Annotated in this window: 11 protein-coding genes and 1 pseudogene; 5 read left to right on the forward strand and 7 right to left on the reverse strand. The window is 57.5% G+C overall.

The annotated features are described in order from the left end of the window. From AC07YV_RS17485 to AC07YV_RS17515, 7 genes are read right to left on the reverse strand one after another with little or no spacing between them, the layout of a single operon-like run. Positions 1–837: an IclR family transcriptional regulator gene (locus tag AC07YV_RS17485; protein WP_102615132.1), complete on the reverse strand. Its 837-nt coding sequence runs from the start codon at positions 835–837 to the stop codon at positions 1–3. Beyond that, positions 834–1,718: an alpha/beta fold hydrolase gene (locus AC07YV_RS17490; protein ID WP_102701307.1), complete on the reverse strand. Its 885-nt coding sequence runs from the start codon at positions 1,716–1,718 to the stop codon at positions 834–836. The genes AC07YV_RS17485 and AC07YV_RS17490 overlap by 4 nt, the downstream gene beginning before the upstream one ends. Before the next feature lie 4 nt (positions 1,719–1,722). Continuing rightward, positions 1,723–2,274: a cupin domain-containing protein gene (locus AC07YV_RS17495; RefSeq protein ID WP_102701306.1), complete on the reverse strand. Its 552-nt coding sequence runs from the start codon at positions 2,272–2,274 to the stop codon at positions 1,723–1,725. A gap of 14 nt (positions 2,275–2,288) precedes the next feature. Next, the gene (locus AC07YV_RS17500) at positions 2,289–3,056 is read right to left on the reverse strand and encodes an SDR family oxidoreductase (protein WP_102701305.1); all 768 of its coding nucleotides are present in this window, start codon (positions 3,054–3,056) and stop codon (positions 2,289–2,291) included. Then, positions 3,053–3,829 (reverse strand): ABC transporter permease, encoded by a 777-nt coding sequence (locus tag AC07YV_RS17505; RefSeq protein ID WP_102701304.1) that lies wholly within the window; start codon positions 3,827–3,829, stop codon positions 3,053–3,055. The genes AC07YV_RS17500 and AC07YV_RS17505 overlap by 4 nt, the downstream gene beginning before the upstream one ends. Before the next feature lie 28 nt (positions 3,830–3,857). After that, a complete protein-coding gene (locus AC07YV_RS17510; protein ID WP_102615127.1) occupies positions 3,858–4,859 on the reverse strand; it encodes an ABC transporter substrate-binding protein in 1,002 nt (333 codons plus the stop codon). Between the two features lie 38 nt (positions 4,860–4,897). After that, on the reverse strand, positions 4,898–5,734 hold the full coding sequence (locus AC07YV_RS17515; RefSeq protein WP_256581163.1) for an ABC transporter ATP-binding protein: 837 nt from the start codon (positions 5,732–5,734) through the stop codon (positions 4,898–4,900). A gap of 413 nt (positions 5,735–6,147) precedes the next feature. Here AC07YV_RS17515 and AC07YV_RS17520 point away from each other — a divergent pair. The 5 genes and pseudogenes from AC07YV_RS17520 to AC07YV_RS17540 form a co-directional block, all read left to right on the forward strand. Further along, positions 6,148–6,562: pseudogene (locus AC07YV_RS17520) on the forward strand (transposase); the annotation flags it as partial. 583 nt (positions 6,563–7,145) lie between these two features. Continuing rightward, positions 7,146–8,762 carry a long-chain fatty acid--CoA ligase gene (locus AC07YV_RS17525; RefSeq protein ID WP_102701303.1) on the forward strand — a complete coding sequence of 539 codons (1,617 nt, stop codon included), beginning with the start codon at positions 7,146–7,148 and terminating at the stop codon, positions 8,760–8,762. 561 nt (positions 8,763–9,323) lie between these two features. Then, positions 9,324–11,153, forward strand: a complete 1,830-nt coding sequence (locus AC07YV_RS17530) for a DUF1302 domain-containing protein (protein WP_102701302.1) — start codon at positions 9,324–9,326, stop codon at positions 11,151–11,153. A 32-nt stretch (positions 11,154–11,185) separates the two neighbouring features. Next, positions 11,186–12,550, forward strand: coding sequence for a DUF1329 domain-containing protein (locus AC07YV_RS17535; RefSeq protein ID WP_102615123.1), 1,365 nt, complete (start codon positions 11,186–11,188; stop codon positions 12,548–12,550). A gap of 118 nt (positions 12,551–12,668) precedes the next feature. Further along, the gene (locus tag AC07YV_RS17540) at positions 12,669–13,745 is read left to right on the forward strand and encodes a WD40/YVTN/BNR-like repeat-containing protein (protein ID WP_102615122.1); all 1,077 of its coding nucleotides are present in this window, start codon (positions 12,669–12,671) and stop codon (positions 13,743–13,745) included. Positions 13,746–13,759 lie beyond the last annotated feature (14 nt).

Raw genomic sequence — 13,759 nt, forward strand, 5'->3', positions numbered from 1 at the left:
TCAATCCCTCATCAGAGCCGTAACGCGGTTTTGTCCGTCGTGGCTGGCAGCACTGTTGTAGTCGAGCAACCGCGACAGTTCGTCGGCGCTGCGACGTACTTGCAGGAGCATTTCGTTGAAGTTGATGTGCACGATCTGAGTGGTAGGAATCGTCACACCCAGAGCGGCAACGATTTTTCCGGATTGATCGCGCACCGGCGCAGCGATGGTCGATATGGTCGACTCGAAGAAGCCTTCACTGCTGACAAAGCCGCGCTGACGATCGGCCTGAACCATGTCAAACAGCTCCAGCACGGTTTTCGGTGTACCGGGAGAGAACTGTTCCAGGTGATCTTCCGGGTACAGCTCACGCAATTCGGCGAGCGACAGGTCTTCTAGCAGGATGCGCCCCAGGACGGTGGCGTGGGCGGGCAGGCGAGTGCCGACAGTCACGGCGCTGGAGAACACCGACGGGGGCGAGACTTTGGCCACGTAGACGATCGAGCGACCATCACGTACCACCAGATTGCTCGGGTAGTTGAGGCGGTCGCACAAGCGGGCCAGCAACGGCTGACCGAGTTCGGTCAGTTCCAGCGAGGCCAGATATTCGAAGCCCAGGCGCAGCACCGACATGCCGAGGCGGTATTCATTGCCGTTGCGGGTGACGAAGCCCATGGTTTCCAGCGTGGTCAGGAGACGAAAAATCGTCGAACGCGGTAGCGCCAGACGTCGTGCCAGCTCCGGTGCGGTCAGCGTACGGTTGCGCCGGCTGAACTCGCAAAGCAGTAGCAGGCCGCGCTCCAGGCCCGGCACGATGTATTTGTCCTGAGCGTCCTTCAGCAGATCTGAATCGGTCATAGCGATGCACCTGTCAGGGAATCTTTGATAGCGAAGGCCAGACGGCCCGCTACTACACAAGGTTGTTCGATGGGGCTGGCGTGCCCGGCATCGGCAATAAGGTTGAATGTGCCGCCCAGAGCGTTGGCCAGAGTCAGGCAGCTTTCGGGTGAGGTGATGCCGTCGGCTTCACCGCAATGCACTTCGCAAGGCATCGACAGCGGCGCATGCCGCAGCAAGTCTTCGCCGCACAGCAGTTCTATGGCCTGGCGGTAGCCGTCGGTGTTGAGCCGCGCCATGTTCCACTGCACCCAGGCCTGAGCTTTCGGGCTGGCTGCAGGGGAGAGCATGTAGGGGCTGCGTTGTTCGGCCATGTGATGAATGCCCAGCTGTTCCAGGGCGTGCAGACGTTTGCTGCGCACTTCCTGGCGCTGCGAGGCGCGCGATGGATGACCGTAGCCTTGCGTCGGGCTGATCAATACCAGCCGACTGATTCGCTGTTGCTGCACGCCGCTGGCGAACGCGACGGCGGTGATGGCCCCGAGCGAGTGCCCCACCAGCACGCAGCGCTGGATACCCAGGGCGTCAAGCATCTGCAGCAGCCGCTCGGCATAATCCGAAGCATCCGGAGCCAGGGCTCGCAGCGGCGAGGAGTCGCCGTAGCCGGGCGCGTCCCAGGCGATCACCCGGGCGCTGCGGCCAAGCTCCTGCGCCAACTCCAGCCACGACGCCGAGCCAGAGCCGATCCCGTGCAACAACACGATGGCCGGCCCGCTTCCGCATTCGCGAAAGGCCTGGCGCGCACCTGCGATCTCAAGCAGGCGCTGCGGGAAGTGCAGAGTCAGCTGTGCCTGAAGATCGGCGGTGAGCGACGGAGCGCGATTATCGATGGCGTGCGACATGGGCTTATCCGCGCTTGATTGAGGCCAGGGGGTGTTCTGGCGGGTAGGTCGGAGTCAGGGGTTTTTTCGCACCGAGCATCACGCACATCAGTGCGTCCTCATCGCCGATGTTGATCTCTTCGCGGTATACGCCGGGCGGCACGGAAATCACATCGCGGTCGGTGAGGATGGTTTCGAAACGCTCGCCGTCCTTTTCGATAATCACTTTGAGTTTGCCGCGCAGTACGAAGAACACTTCTTCAACGTCGGTGTGCAGGTGCGGCGGACCTTCATGACCGGCCGGAATCACCATGGTCGAAAACGTGAAATTCTCCGACGGGATAGTATTCATGTCCGAGGTCACGCCGGTGCCACCGGTGCCGATGTAGCGCATTTGCGCGCGGCGGAATTTCGGGTCGTAGTCGGCCTGGAATTTCAAGGCGTTCCAGTCGTACTTGCGGGTTTCATAGCGGGCGATGCGGGTTTTCATCCAGCTTTCGAGATCGCTGCCGGCAGGCTGCTCCCAGCTTTTCGGGGTGTCTTGCTGTGCATTCAGGTTTGCAGAAAGGTCGGTCATGGCAGTCTCCAGTATCAAGGCATGACGAACCCGCCGTTGACCGGCAAGGTTTGTCCAGTAATAAAGCGGGCGAGGTCGGACAGCGCGAACAGCACGGCACCGCTGACGTCTTCGGGAAGTTGCGGGCGTTGAATGGCGCGTTGATCGTTGTACAAACGGTGACGGGCTTCAGGCACATACGCCGTGGCCTCGACCAGCACCAGGCCAGGTGCGATAGCGTTGACCGTGATGTTGTCAGTCCCCAGTTCGCGAGCCAGGCTGCGGGTCATGGCGATGATTGCGCCCTTGCTCGCGACATACGCCAGCAGGTTCGGCGCGCCCCACAGTGGCGTGTCGGAGGCCAGGTTGACGATGGCGCCATGATCGCTGGCGCGCAGGGCCGGCAGACAGGCCTTGGTCATCAACCAGGTGCCGCGCACGTTGACCTGCATCACCTGATCCCAGGTGTCCAGGCTCAGCTCTTCGCAGGTCTTGCCGCCGGAATTGGTGATCGAGGCATTGTTCACCAGTCCGTCGAGCCCGCCGAGCAAACGGAGGGTTTGCGCAATGCAGGTGTCAATTGAATCCGGTTGCGCCAGGTCGACCGTCACGCCATGCACGGTCAGGCCTTCAGCGATCAGTTCGGCGGCCGATTGCTGCACGCGTTCAGCGAGAATGTCGGCGATGACCACGCGGGCACCGGCCCGGCCGATGGCCTGGGCAAAGGCGTAGCCCAATCCACGGGCGCCACCGGTGACCAGCACGCGACGGCCTTCGAGCAAGCGATTGAAGGTCGTCATCATTGGGTGCTCAGCATGGCTTTGGGCAGGTAGTGCAGGACGCGTTTTTCGGTCCAGACCACCGCGCCGTAAGCGAGTACACCGATCAGCGTGAGCATGACAATGGCCACGAACACGCCAGCGGTATTGCCCTGGCCTTCGGCATCGACCAGCAGGAAACCCAGCCCCTGGTTGCCGCCAACCAGTTCACCGACGGTGACGCCGATGACGGCCAGGGTCGAAGCAATGCGCAGACCGGAGAACAGCGCGGCCATGGCCGAGGGAAATTCCACCAGGCGAAAGATCTGCCAGCGGCTGGCGTTCATGGTTCGCACGAGGTTGATCATGTCCGGGTCAACGGTGCGGATGGCCGACAGCACGTTGATCATTACCGGGAAGAACACGATCAGGATGGCGATCAGGATCTTCGGGTAAATGGTGTAGCCCAGCCACATGACAAACAGCGGAGCAAAGGCGACTTTCGGGGCAATCTGCAACGAGAGGATGTACGGCGACAGCATGGCCTCGGCGGCGGGCGAAAGCCCCAGTGACACACCGATCATTACGCCGAGCAGTGCGCCCAGGCCGAAGCCGACAATGATTTCGAAAGCGGTAATCAGGGTGTGTTGCCACAGGTTGCCGGAGTGCCACATCACCAGGCTTTCCTGGGCCACGCGGCTCAGTGGCGGCATGACGAATTCAGGCATGCCAAGCAATCCAGGACCCCACTGCCAGAGCACCAGGAACAGGATCAGCAGGGCGACGCTGCCGAGCATGGAGTTATTGAGGTTTTTCATCGTGTCGTTACCTTGTTGTCACTGGCCGTCATTGCGCGGCTGTTTGGGTGTCGATGAACTGGTTGGTGTACAGGTCGTCGAGCTTGGGCTCCTGGGTCACGATGCCTTCGCTGACATAGAACTGACGGACCGCTTCGAGTCGCGCCGGATCGATGCGGCCCAATACGGTCTGGTTGGCGTAGACATGCTCGACGTAGAGCTTGAAGATTTTCTCCAGCGAATCTTCCTTGCCGGCATAGGCGGGAACGGCCTTGGCAAAGGTCACTGCGGCAGCTCGAGGGTCGGCAATGATGTCGCGCATGCCCTGCAGCGTTGCCTGGACCGCGCCGCGAACGATAGCCGGGTGGTTCTTGATGGCGTCATCGGAGGCGAGGATCGACTGGGCCATGCTTTCGAAAATCTGCGATTGCGGTATCAGCTTGATCTTCAACCCGGCTTCTTCGGCGTTGACCACCCAATCCGGCACACCGGCCATCGCCTCGGCTTTGTTGGCCGAGAACAATTGCCAGACACCCGATGGGCCGGCCGCCTGGATATTCACATCGTTTTTGCTCAGGCCGGCTTTACGCAGCGAGGCGAGCAGGGCGTAGTAGGTGGTGTCCGAGTAGGACATCACCGTCATGGTTTTGCCCTTGAGATCGCTGATCGAATTGATGTTTTGCGCCGCATTGGTGGCAATCATGGTCACGCCGCCGGCACCGAGCACTGCCACCGCGCGCACCGGAATCCCGTTGGCCCGCACCACGATAGGGGTATCACCGAGGGCACCGCCGAGCATGGCGTTACCGGCGCCGATCTGTTTTGCCACGTCCACGCCGCCCTTGGCGGCGATGAAGGTCATGTTCAGGTTTTGCGCGGCGTAGTAGCCCTTCTGCTGCGCAATGATCCATGGAGCGAACGCCGGCAGGTTCGGTGGTGCCGGCAGCAGGTAAGTCACGTCGGTCGACTGCGCCTGGGCTGCGAAAGCCATGCCCAGGCCGAGCGCGATGCCGGTGACCTGGCTGAAGCGTTGAAACAGGGACTTGAACATGCGTACTCCTCAATCGGTTGCTGGCTACACAGGCGTGATCAATGCAGTTCGGTGTTTTCGCTGACTTGCAGCAACTCCATCAGGCGACCGACCAGCGGGCCGATCTCAGGCAGCTTGCGGCGCTCCAGCGGGTTGTCGCGAAACGGCAGGTCAATGTTGATTTCTTCGATGATGGTGCCGGGGCGGGCGCTCATGACCAACAGCCGGTCAGACATGGCGATGCCTTCGATCAGGTCATGGGTAATGAACAGCGCGGTTTTCTTTTCATCGAACAGCATTCGCGCCATGTCCTGTTGCAGGATCATCTTGGTCTGCGCATCCAGCGCCGAGAACGGCTCGTCGAGGAACAGCACTTGCGGGTCGATTGCCAAGGTCCTGGCCAACGCAGCGCGCTGACGCATACCTCCCGATAGCTGGAACGGGTAATGGTCGGCAAAGCCTTGCAGGTGGCAACGATCAAGCAGATCTTTGGCCACGGCCTGACGTTTGGCGGCCGCTACACCTTGTATTTCCAGGCCAAGTTCAACGTTGCGGCGAATACTGCGCCAAGGCATCAACAGGTCTTTTTGCAGCATGAATGCGACCTGACGGACTGGCCCGGTGACCGCTTCACCGCCGACGAACACTTCGCCTTCAGAAGGGCGGTAGAGGCCGGAACCCATATTGAGGATGGTGCTTTTGCCGCAACCGGAAGGGCCGATGATCGACACCACTTCACCACGGCGAATCTTGAAGTTGACCCCGCGAATGGCGAACGGCGCTTCGGGCTTGCCCTTGGCCGGGAAACATTTACCGACATTGCGAAATTCAATTTCAGTTGGCTCCAGGTCTTCCTTGGGAGCGGGCTTGTTCCATTGAGGGGCGAGGGCGTACATCTCTTTCACAGCCATTGGGAAGGGTCTCTGGTCTGTTTTATAGGTGATACGGTGTTTAGTGCATGAACAATGCCAGCGCGTGATCAGGTCGCAACATTGTTTGAAAGTCTTTTAAAATTAATAAGTTAAGTAATACGTTCAAATTTAGTGGCGTTTTATATATGAAACGTTATTTCTTATATGGCACGAAATTGCACATCGATCGTGCGAGGCTCAGGAATTTACAAGAAGGCGGGGCTGTTTCAGGTAACGCTGAGGGCGGGAAAATGACGAATTTGTTTCAAATGTGGAACGAAGTCTGCTGGAGGAAAAAACGGGGCCCCGTCAGGCGCCCGCAATTGGCCGAGAGTGTGTAAAAACGTCTGCGCGAACCCTTGCTATGATTTCTGAGGATTTCATCGCAGGGATCGCCCATGGAGGGCGTTATCCAAGGTGAAAGTCGAGGCCAAGGCACCTTGCTTCCCCAGAGCCTCGAAGATTACGTCAGCGATACCAATCCGGTGCCTGTAGTCGACGTCTTTGTCGACGAACCCGGCCTGGTCAATCTGGGTTGTGAAGGTTCCATTGGAGCGATACTGGCCGGCCTGCTTACCACCCCGCGATCTTGCTGAAGATCTACATCTACAGCTATCTCAACCGCCTCCAGTCGAGCCGACGTTTGGAGCGAGAAGCTCGACGCAACGTCGAGTTGATGTGGTTGACCGGGCGCTTGATGGCGGATTCAAGACCATCGCCAACTTCCGAAAAGACAACAGCAAGGCCATCCGAGGCTTCTGTCGCCAGTTCGTCGTGCGGTGTCAGCAGTTGGGGCTGTTTGGAGAAAATCTCTCCATCGCGAAGGCATCCTGTACCCGGCCCCCGGCAGCTTTCTGCATTCCTCAATATTCAAGATTAATCCTAATCTGACAGGTCTTTTTCTTGTGTGTGACGTTAGTGAATTACTCTGGGATTGAATGGAATCACCAAGCGCCGGGCGCAGCACCAAGCTGCACAAGTCAACTGGCTCCAGGGCACGCTCGACGCATTATCGGCGCCGGCGACCGAGAATTGAGCGTACTGGCGGCCTGTCAGGGCAATGCCTAAGAAGTCTCTACACCGAGGTGAAAAAGAGCGACCGGAAAGGATTCGCCAACATCCAGTGGCCGACTGCAATCGACCTTTGCAACCCGGAATCCTAAACGCAAAAGATAAAAACCTGACGCAGTATGTCAAGTTTCAATGTGAGGCGGATTGCATACTCAGTCCTCCCTTCCGGTGCGAATAGCGTAGATAAGCGCATTCTGATGTAACGAATCGTTGGTAGCGAACCGAAGCCCAAGCATTTTTCGCACAGCGGATTTGGAAAAGGCAAACGCTCTTCTACAAGCGCCGGCAGGCAACTTCAAAAAAACAAAGAAACTTGAGGGTCACGATGAAAGATCTGATGATGGCGGATCAATTGAGTATCGCCATGATGATGCATCACGCAGAACAGATCGCTGCGGATGTAGAAATTGTTTCGGTGCTCAGCAACGGCTCTAGACATCGTTATACCTATGCGCAAGCGTTTGCCCGCAGCCGCCAGCTAGCCAATGCCCTTGATCGGCTGGATGTATCTGCGGGGGATCGAGTAGGAACCCTGGCCTGGAACGACTACCGTCACTTTGAGTTGTATTACGCCATTCCGTGTTCCGGGCGTGTGTGCCATACGATTAATCCGCGACTTTTTGCGGAACAGATCATCTTCATAATTAATGACGCTCAAGACAGGGTTCTGTTCGTCGACCCTCAGTTTGTACCGTTGCTGGAAAGTATTCAGACCCAGATATCAGGCGTGCGCAATTTTATCGTTTTGTGCGACGAAGCCGAACTGCCGGCGTCGACCCTGCCAAATTTAAGCAGCTATGAAAGACTGCTTGCCGCTGAATCCAGCGACTATGAATGGCCAATGCTGGATGAACGTACACCCAGCAGTCTTTGCTACACATCGGGCACGACGGGCAATCCTAAAGGGGTGCTTTACAGTCACCGCAGCACGGTGCTGCACAGCCTGGCAGGCAACTTGGGCGAAGCAACCAATTTGTGCGCGCAAGATGTAGTGATGCCGATCGTGCCTATGTTCCATGTCAACGCATGGGGTGTACCGTACAGCGCGGCGATGGTCGGGGCAAAGCTGGTATTGCCGGGGCCTAAAGCCGGTGATGGTGCCACGCTGGAGAGCTTGATCAATAATGAACGGGTCTCCTATGCGTTGGGTGTTCCGACCGTTTGGCTGGCGCTCGTCAATTATCTGGAAAGCACCGGCTTGCAGATCGCGAGCCTCAAGCGTGCAGTGTCAGGCGGGTCGGCATGTCCGCTTGCATTGATCGAGAATATGGCTCGCCATGGAGTGCGTCTCGAGGTTGGTTGGGGGATGACAGAAACCAGTCCATTGGGTGCTTATAACCGTCATCAACCTTGGTACGAAACGCTGAGTCCGCAGGACCAGGCTCGTCAGAAGGTCATGGCTGGACGGCAGGTATTTGGAGTGAGTCTGCGGCTTGTTGACGACAAGGGAAATATTCTGCCGCGCGACGGCAAATCCTCGGGAAGTTTGCAGGTTAGAGGCCCTTGGGTTTGCAGCGGATATTTTGGTGGGGAAGCGACTGATGGCTGGTTCGATACGGGGGATGTCGCGATCCTGGATGCTCGTGGTTATTTGCAGATTACTGACCGCACCAAGGATGTGATCAAGTCAGGCGGGGAGTGGATCAGTTCCATTGAAATCGAGAATGCGGTGATGGCGCATCCTGGTGTGGCAGAGGCCGCGGTGATCGGCGTTTATCACCCAACCTGGGGAGAGCGGCCGTTGCTATTGGTGGTGCCACGTTCGGGGCATTCTCCAACGTCTCCCGAGCTCATCACGTTTCTGGTTGGAAAAATCGCGAAGTGGTGGTTACCTGACGCATGCGAATCAATGCCGGAGCTACCGCACACTGCCACGGGTAAAGTGAGCAAGAAAGACCTGCGCGAGCGCTTTGTAGATTACCAATGGCCCAGCATTAAATGAGAACTGTCACTTAAGCCTCGGTTTGAGGCAGTTGAAAGGGCCTGCCAGCCTGGTCTGGCGGGCTGCTGTCATTTGAAGTGAATTCAGGCAATCGGCCGACTCCCCCTCAAAAAATGCGTTCAACGCACCCTCGACAACTATTCCTGAAGAGCTTGCGACGATAAGCCGTTCCCGCGTGTTGATCCGAGGCCATCGTATGCAACACGGCAATTGTTCAGCGCCAGGAAGGTTAAACACCCGCTTGAACCTTCCGAAGATCGTTGCCCTTGGTGTCGCTAAATGTCAAGTGCGTGGCACTTGTCGTCAAGAATAGTTGGGGCAGGCAACGCAAGATGTAAGTGCTCGCGCAAACCGGTGAGCTCAAGTGAACACTGGTCAGGCCGTGTTGACACTCCTTAAACAGCCCCAGATACGTTGCCTGGACGCGGTCGTGTTGGGTCCGATCATTTGAAAAACCGATTGCTTCATACAGCCATCCGGATAGAGCGCCGAAGGACGACGCCTACGTGCATTGAACTCATGAAAAGCTTTCGTGAATCACAGAGAAGGTGAGCAAGTTAGATGAATAAAAATAATAAGATCTGTCATCCAAATCTGCGACGCGGATTGCTGGCATCAGCGGTATTAACCGGGCTCGGGATGACGCCTGTGCAGGCGTTCGAAATCGATACGGGGAATGAGGATGTTTCGGTCCGTTTCGACAACACCTTGAAGTTCAACTATGCCCAAAGGGTCGAGGCCCCTAATAGTAAGTTGGCGAATTCGTGGAACAACAACGACGGCGATCGTAATTTTTCATCTGGCAGCCCCGTAGCCCAACGCGTTGACGTGTTGTCTGAGCTGGATGTGGTTTACAAAAAACAGCTGGGTTTGCGGGTCAGTGCCAATAGCTGGTACGACCATGCCTATGACGATGTTGGCAGTTTCAACCCTTCGACCAACCAGCTCAACAATGGTAAGCCCGACTCGAATCATCAGAGTGGCTATGCGGACCGTTATTACAACGGCCCGTCTTCGGAAATTCTCGATGCCTTTGTATTCGGCAGTACGGAAATTGGTGACCAGTCATTGCTCAGTGGCAAGGCCGGCAAGCACACCCTTTATTGGGGGGAAAGTGTATTGGCCTTTGCTCATGGCAACAGTTATGGACAGTCGGGTCTGGACTTGTCCAAAGCGCTCGCTGTTCCGGGCACCGAAGCCAAAGAGCTCTTCATGCCGCGCAACCAGTTGTCCGCCAGCTTCACCGTTAACCCTGAGTTGACCCTGGCCGCCCAGTATTTTCTGGACTGGAATGCCTCCCGACTGCCTGAATCCGGCACGTACCTGGGGTTTAACGACGGTCTGCAGAATGGCGGCCACAATCTGTCGCTCGTCGCGGCACGGAACCCTTTTTTCGGCACACCGGGTCCCTTGGGTGTCCATCAGTTTTTACGCCTGAGTAATGGCCATACCTACACGCCAGACAATCGTGGCGATTTTGGCTTGATGGCCAAGTGGAGCCCGGAATGGCTCGACGGTACATTGGGCCTTTACTACCGGAAAACCGCGGATACCTTGCCCAACGTGGTCTTGCAACCGGTCGCCGTCGGCGCAACCCAGTTGGCTTCTGGTAACGTCGGCAGCTACAACCAGTTCTACGTGGACGACATTGATGTCTACGGCATTAGTCTTTCCAAAAACATCGAAGGAGTGAGCGTCGGTTTCGACCTCAACTATCGCCACAACATGCCCCTGGCGAGCGTGGCGGCCACTGTCAATCCAATCCTGGGCGCAGCGCAGGCTCCCGGCTTCATCAGCAGCTTCGATGGCGAAAACGGCGTGGCGCGCGGCAATACCTTGCATGCGGTACTCAACGGCCTGGCCACGTTCGCCGAAACACCGGTCTGGGACGGCGCGTCGTTGCTGGTTGAGGTCGGTTATAGCCGCTGGCTGGATGTGACCGACAACAAACAACTGTTCAAGGGCGAGGACTGGTATCACGGTGTTGACAAGGTCACCAAGGACAACTACGTGCTCGGCGTGAACTTCAACCCGGTTTGGTATCAAGTGTTTCCCGGTATCGATATGTACCTTCCAGCCACCTACAACGTAGGTCTTGCGGGTCAATCCTCCGTGCAACTGGGTGGTAACAAAGGCTCGGGCAGTTACTCGGTGGGCGTCGGAATGGACGTTCAAAACCAATACCGTTTCGACCTGAAATACGTCGACAACTTCGGCGATTTCGATACCTGCGGGACTGCGGGCAACGCGTCGACACACGGGGACGGTGCCGCTCCCGGCGCCAACGGCCAATACAACTGCGTTCCAGGCCAGACCACTGCATTTGCCGGGACACAGCCCCAGCTCAAGGATCGCGGCATGGTCACTCTTACTTTTAAAACCACCCTCTGATCTTCGAGTCGTGAGTTAACTGGAGGCACCCCATGAATTTCGTAAAATCACTATTGACCACTGCCGTGGCGTTGACGATCGCAAGCTCCGCGTATGCAGCGGTCAACACCGAACAGGCCGCGAAACTGGGCACCAGCCTGACTGCCATAGGCGCAGAAAAAGCCGCCAATGCTGATGGAAGTATTCCTGCCTATACAGGAAGTCTAATCGCGCCTCCGGCCGATTTTAAACCCGGCGACTCGTTCCGCCCCGACCCATTCGCCAATGACAAGCCGCGCATGGTTATCACGGGTAAAAACGCTGCGGAGAATGCGGACAAAATGTCTGCTTCTACATTGGAACTGCTCAAGCGCTACCCGACTTATCGCGTGGATGTTTATCCAACTCACCGTTCTGTGGTGTTGCCGCGCAACGTGTTGGAAAACAGTGTGGCAAACGCTGTGGGAGCAACAACGGGTGAGGGCGGCTTGACGCTGGAAAATGCTCTGCCGGGTGTGCCGTTCCCAATTCCTTCCAATGGCAATGAAGCCATGTGGAACCACCTTTTGCATTATCAGGGGGTGGCCATGAGTAATAAATACGATACCTGGCTTGGCGATAGCTCTGGCGCCGTAAACCTCAGTTCCACGGGTGTCATCGATATCGAATTCCCTCTGTTCGATCCCAAGCGTCCAGCAGGTCCGGCTGCCATCGATGAAGCTATCTACAAGGTCAAGTTGCAATACACCGGGCCGGCTCGCCGTGTCGGTGAAGCACTCTTGCTCATCGACTCAGTCAATCCTATGAAGCAGCCACGCCGTGCCTGGCAATACCTGCCAGGGCAGCGTCGAGTGAAGCTGGCGCCTGACCTGGCGTACGACACGCCGAATCCAGGCACCTCCGGAGTCATGACTTATGACGACGCGTTCCTGTTCAACGGCGCCATGGACCGTTATGACTTCAAACTGGTTGGCAAGAAGGAAATGTATGTTCCGTACAACACCTACAAGCTGAACTATCACAAGAACGCTGCCGAGGTTGTTACCGCGCACCATTTGAACCCTGATCTGCTGCGCTGGGAGCAGCATCGCGTATGGGTGGTCGAGGCAACATTGAAGCCCGGCAAGCGCCACATCTATAGCAAACGTACTTTCTATCTGGACGAGGACAGTTGGACTATTTTGGCCTCGGATGAATATGACGCGCGTGGACAGTTGTACCGGGGAGGTTTTACTCACTTGGCTTATAGCTATGACGTGCAGGCGCCGGACACGATCAACCACATGATCTATGACTTTGTCGCCGGCTCCTACAGCCTGAGTGGCTTTTACGGCCCTTATGGCGGCCTGAAATACACCGATCCATTGTCCAAGGCACAGTGGTCCGCCGAGTCTTTGGCCGGCAGCGGCATCCGCTAGCACCCGCGATCCCTCTGTAGGAGCTGCCGCAGGCTGCGATCTTTTGATGTTTTAAAGATCAATAGATCGCAGCCTCGTTTCTCTCGACAGCTCCCGCAGGGCACCCGAGATAAGAATAATGACGATGATCAAATGGTTTCTGCTCGCCACACTGGCGGCTGCCATGGCGGTGCCGTTTACCCGACCGGTGATTGCCGGAGAAATTGCCGATGTGCTCGATACGCCGGCACTGCGCAGCGAGCTGGCCGTCAACTCACTGATGACCGGGGTCACTCGAGCCGGCGATCGGCTGGTTGCCGTGGGCCAACGGGGGCACATTCTGTACTCCGATGACACTGGCCAGCACTGGCAACAGGCCGAAGTACCAGTCAGTTCCGATCTGGTGGCCGTGTACTTTTCGACCCCGGAACGGGGTTGGGCCGTAGGTCACGACGGCGTGGTTCTGCACAGCAGCGATCGTGGTCAGACCTGGAACCGCCAACTGGATGGGCGCCAGGTCGGCCCGATCATGCTCGCCTATTACCAACACCAACTCGATAGCCATCCGGATGACGCTGTCCTTAGGACGCGGGTCGCCGAGGCGCAGCGCATGGTCGATGAGGGGGCCGACAAACCGTTCCTGGATGTCTGGTTCGAAAACGAGCGGGTCGGCTACATCGTCGGCGCATTCAACCTGATTTTCCGTACGGACGATGGAGGCCTGCGCTGGACGCCGTTGCTTGATCTGACCGAGAACCCTGGCGCCCTGAATCTGTACGCGTTGCGCTCGGTGGGTGGCGAGTTGTTCATCGTCGGCGAGCAGGGCCTAGTGATGAAGCTCGATCGCGTCAGCGGTCGTTTCGAAGCGCTGCCAACGCCGTACAACGGCAGCTTCTTCGGTGTCACCGGAACACCCGGCGCCGCGTTGGTGTTTGGCCTGCGCGGCAATGTGTTTCGCAGCACCGACGGTGGGGAAAGCTGGAACAAGGTCAACCTTGGCCTGCCGCTGAGCATCACCGCCAGCAGCGTCACCGTCGATGGGCGCATCGTCCTGGTCAGTCAGGCCGGTCATGTGCTGGTCAGCGCCGATGACGGCGCCAGTTTTCAACTCCAGCCCAACACAACACCTGCTCCAGTCGCCGCGGCACAGGTGGCTAGCGACGGCTCATTGGTACTGGCGGGCACTCGTGGCCTGCGGCAACTGCCCCTCGACTGAGCCCGGCTTCACAA

Source organism: Pseudomonas sp. GW456-E7, from assembly GCF_059424105.1.

What these genes read in the sequence shown, in the direction of transcription:
- AC07YV_RS17485 (WP_102615132.1), bottom strand. Translation starts at nt 837, where the DNA reads ATGACCGATTCAGATCTGCTGAAGGACGCTCAGGACAAATACATCGTG.
- AC07YV_RS17490 (WP_102701307.1), bottom strand. Translation starts at nt 1,718, where the DNA reads ATGTCGCACGCCATCGATAATCGCGCTCCGTCGCTCACCGCCGATCTT.
- AC07YV_RS17495 (WP_102701306.1), bottom strand. Translation starts at nt 2,274, where the DNA reads ATGACCGACCTTTCTGCAAACCTGAATGCACAGCAAGACACCCCGAAA.
- AC07YV_RS17500 (WP_102701305.1), bottom strand. Translation starts at nt 3,056, where the DNA reads ATGATGACGACCTTCAATCGCTTGCTCGAAGGCCGTCGCGTGCTGGTC.
- AC07YV_RS17505 (WP_102701304.1), bottom strand. Translation starts at nt 3,829, where the DNA reads ATGAAAAACCTCAATAACTCCATGCTCGGCAGCGTCGCCCTGCTGATC.
- AC07YV_RS17510 (WP_102615127.1), bottom strand. Translation starts at nt 4,859, where the DNA reads ATGTTCAAGTCCCTGTTTCAACGCTTCAGCCAGGTCACCGGCATCGCG.
- AC07YV_RS17515 (WP_256581163.1), bottom strand. Translation starts at nt 5,734, where the DNA reads ATGTACGCCCTCGCCCCTCAATGGAACAAGCCCGCTCCCAAGGAAGAC.
- AC07YV_RS17525 (WP_102701303.1), top strand. Translation starts at nt 7,146, where the DNA reads ATGAAAGATCTGATGATGGCGGATCAATTGAGTATCGCCATGATGATG.
- AC07YV_RS17530 (WP_102701302.1), top strand. Translation starts at nt 9,324, where the DNA reads ATGAATAAAAATAATAAGATCTGTCATCCAAATCTGCGACGCGGATTG.
- AC07YV_RS17535 (WP_102615123.1), top strand. Translation starts at nt 11,186, where the DNA reads ATGAATTTCGTAAAATCACTATTGACCACTGCCGTGGCGTTGACGATC.
- AC07YV_RS17540 (WP_102615122.1), top strand. Translation starts at nt 12,669, where the DNA reads ATGACGATGATCAAATGGTTTCTGCTCGCCACACTGGCGGCTGCCATG.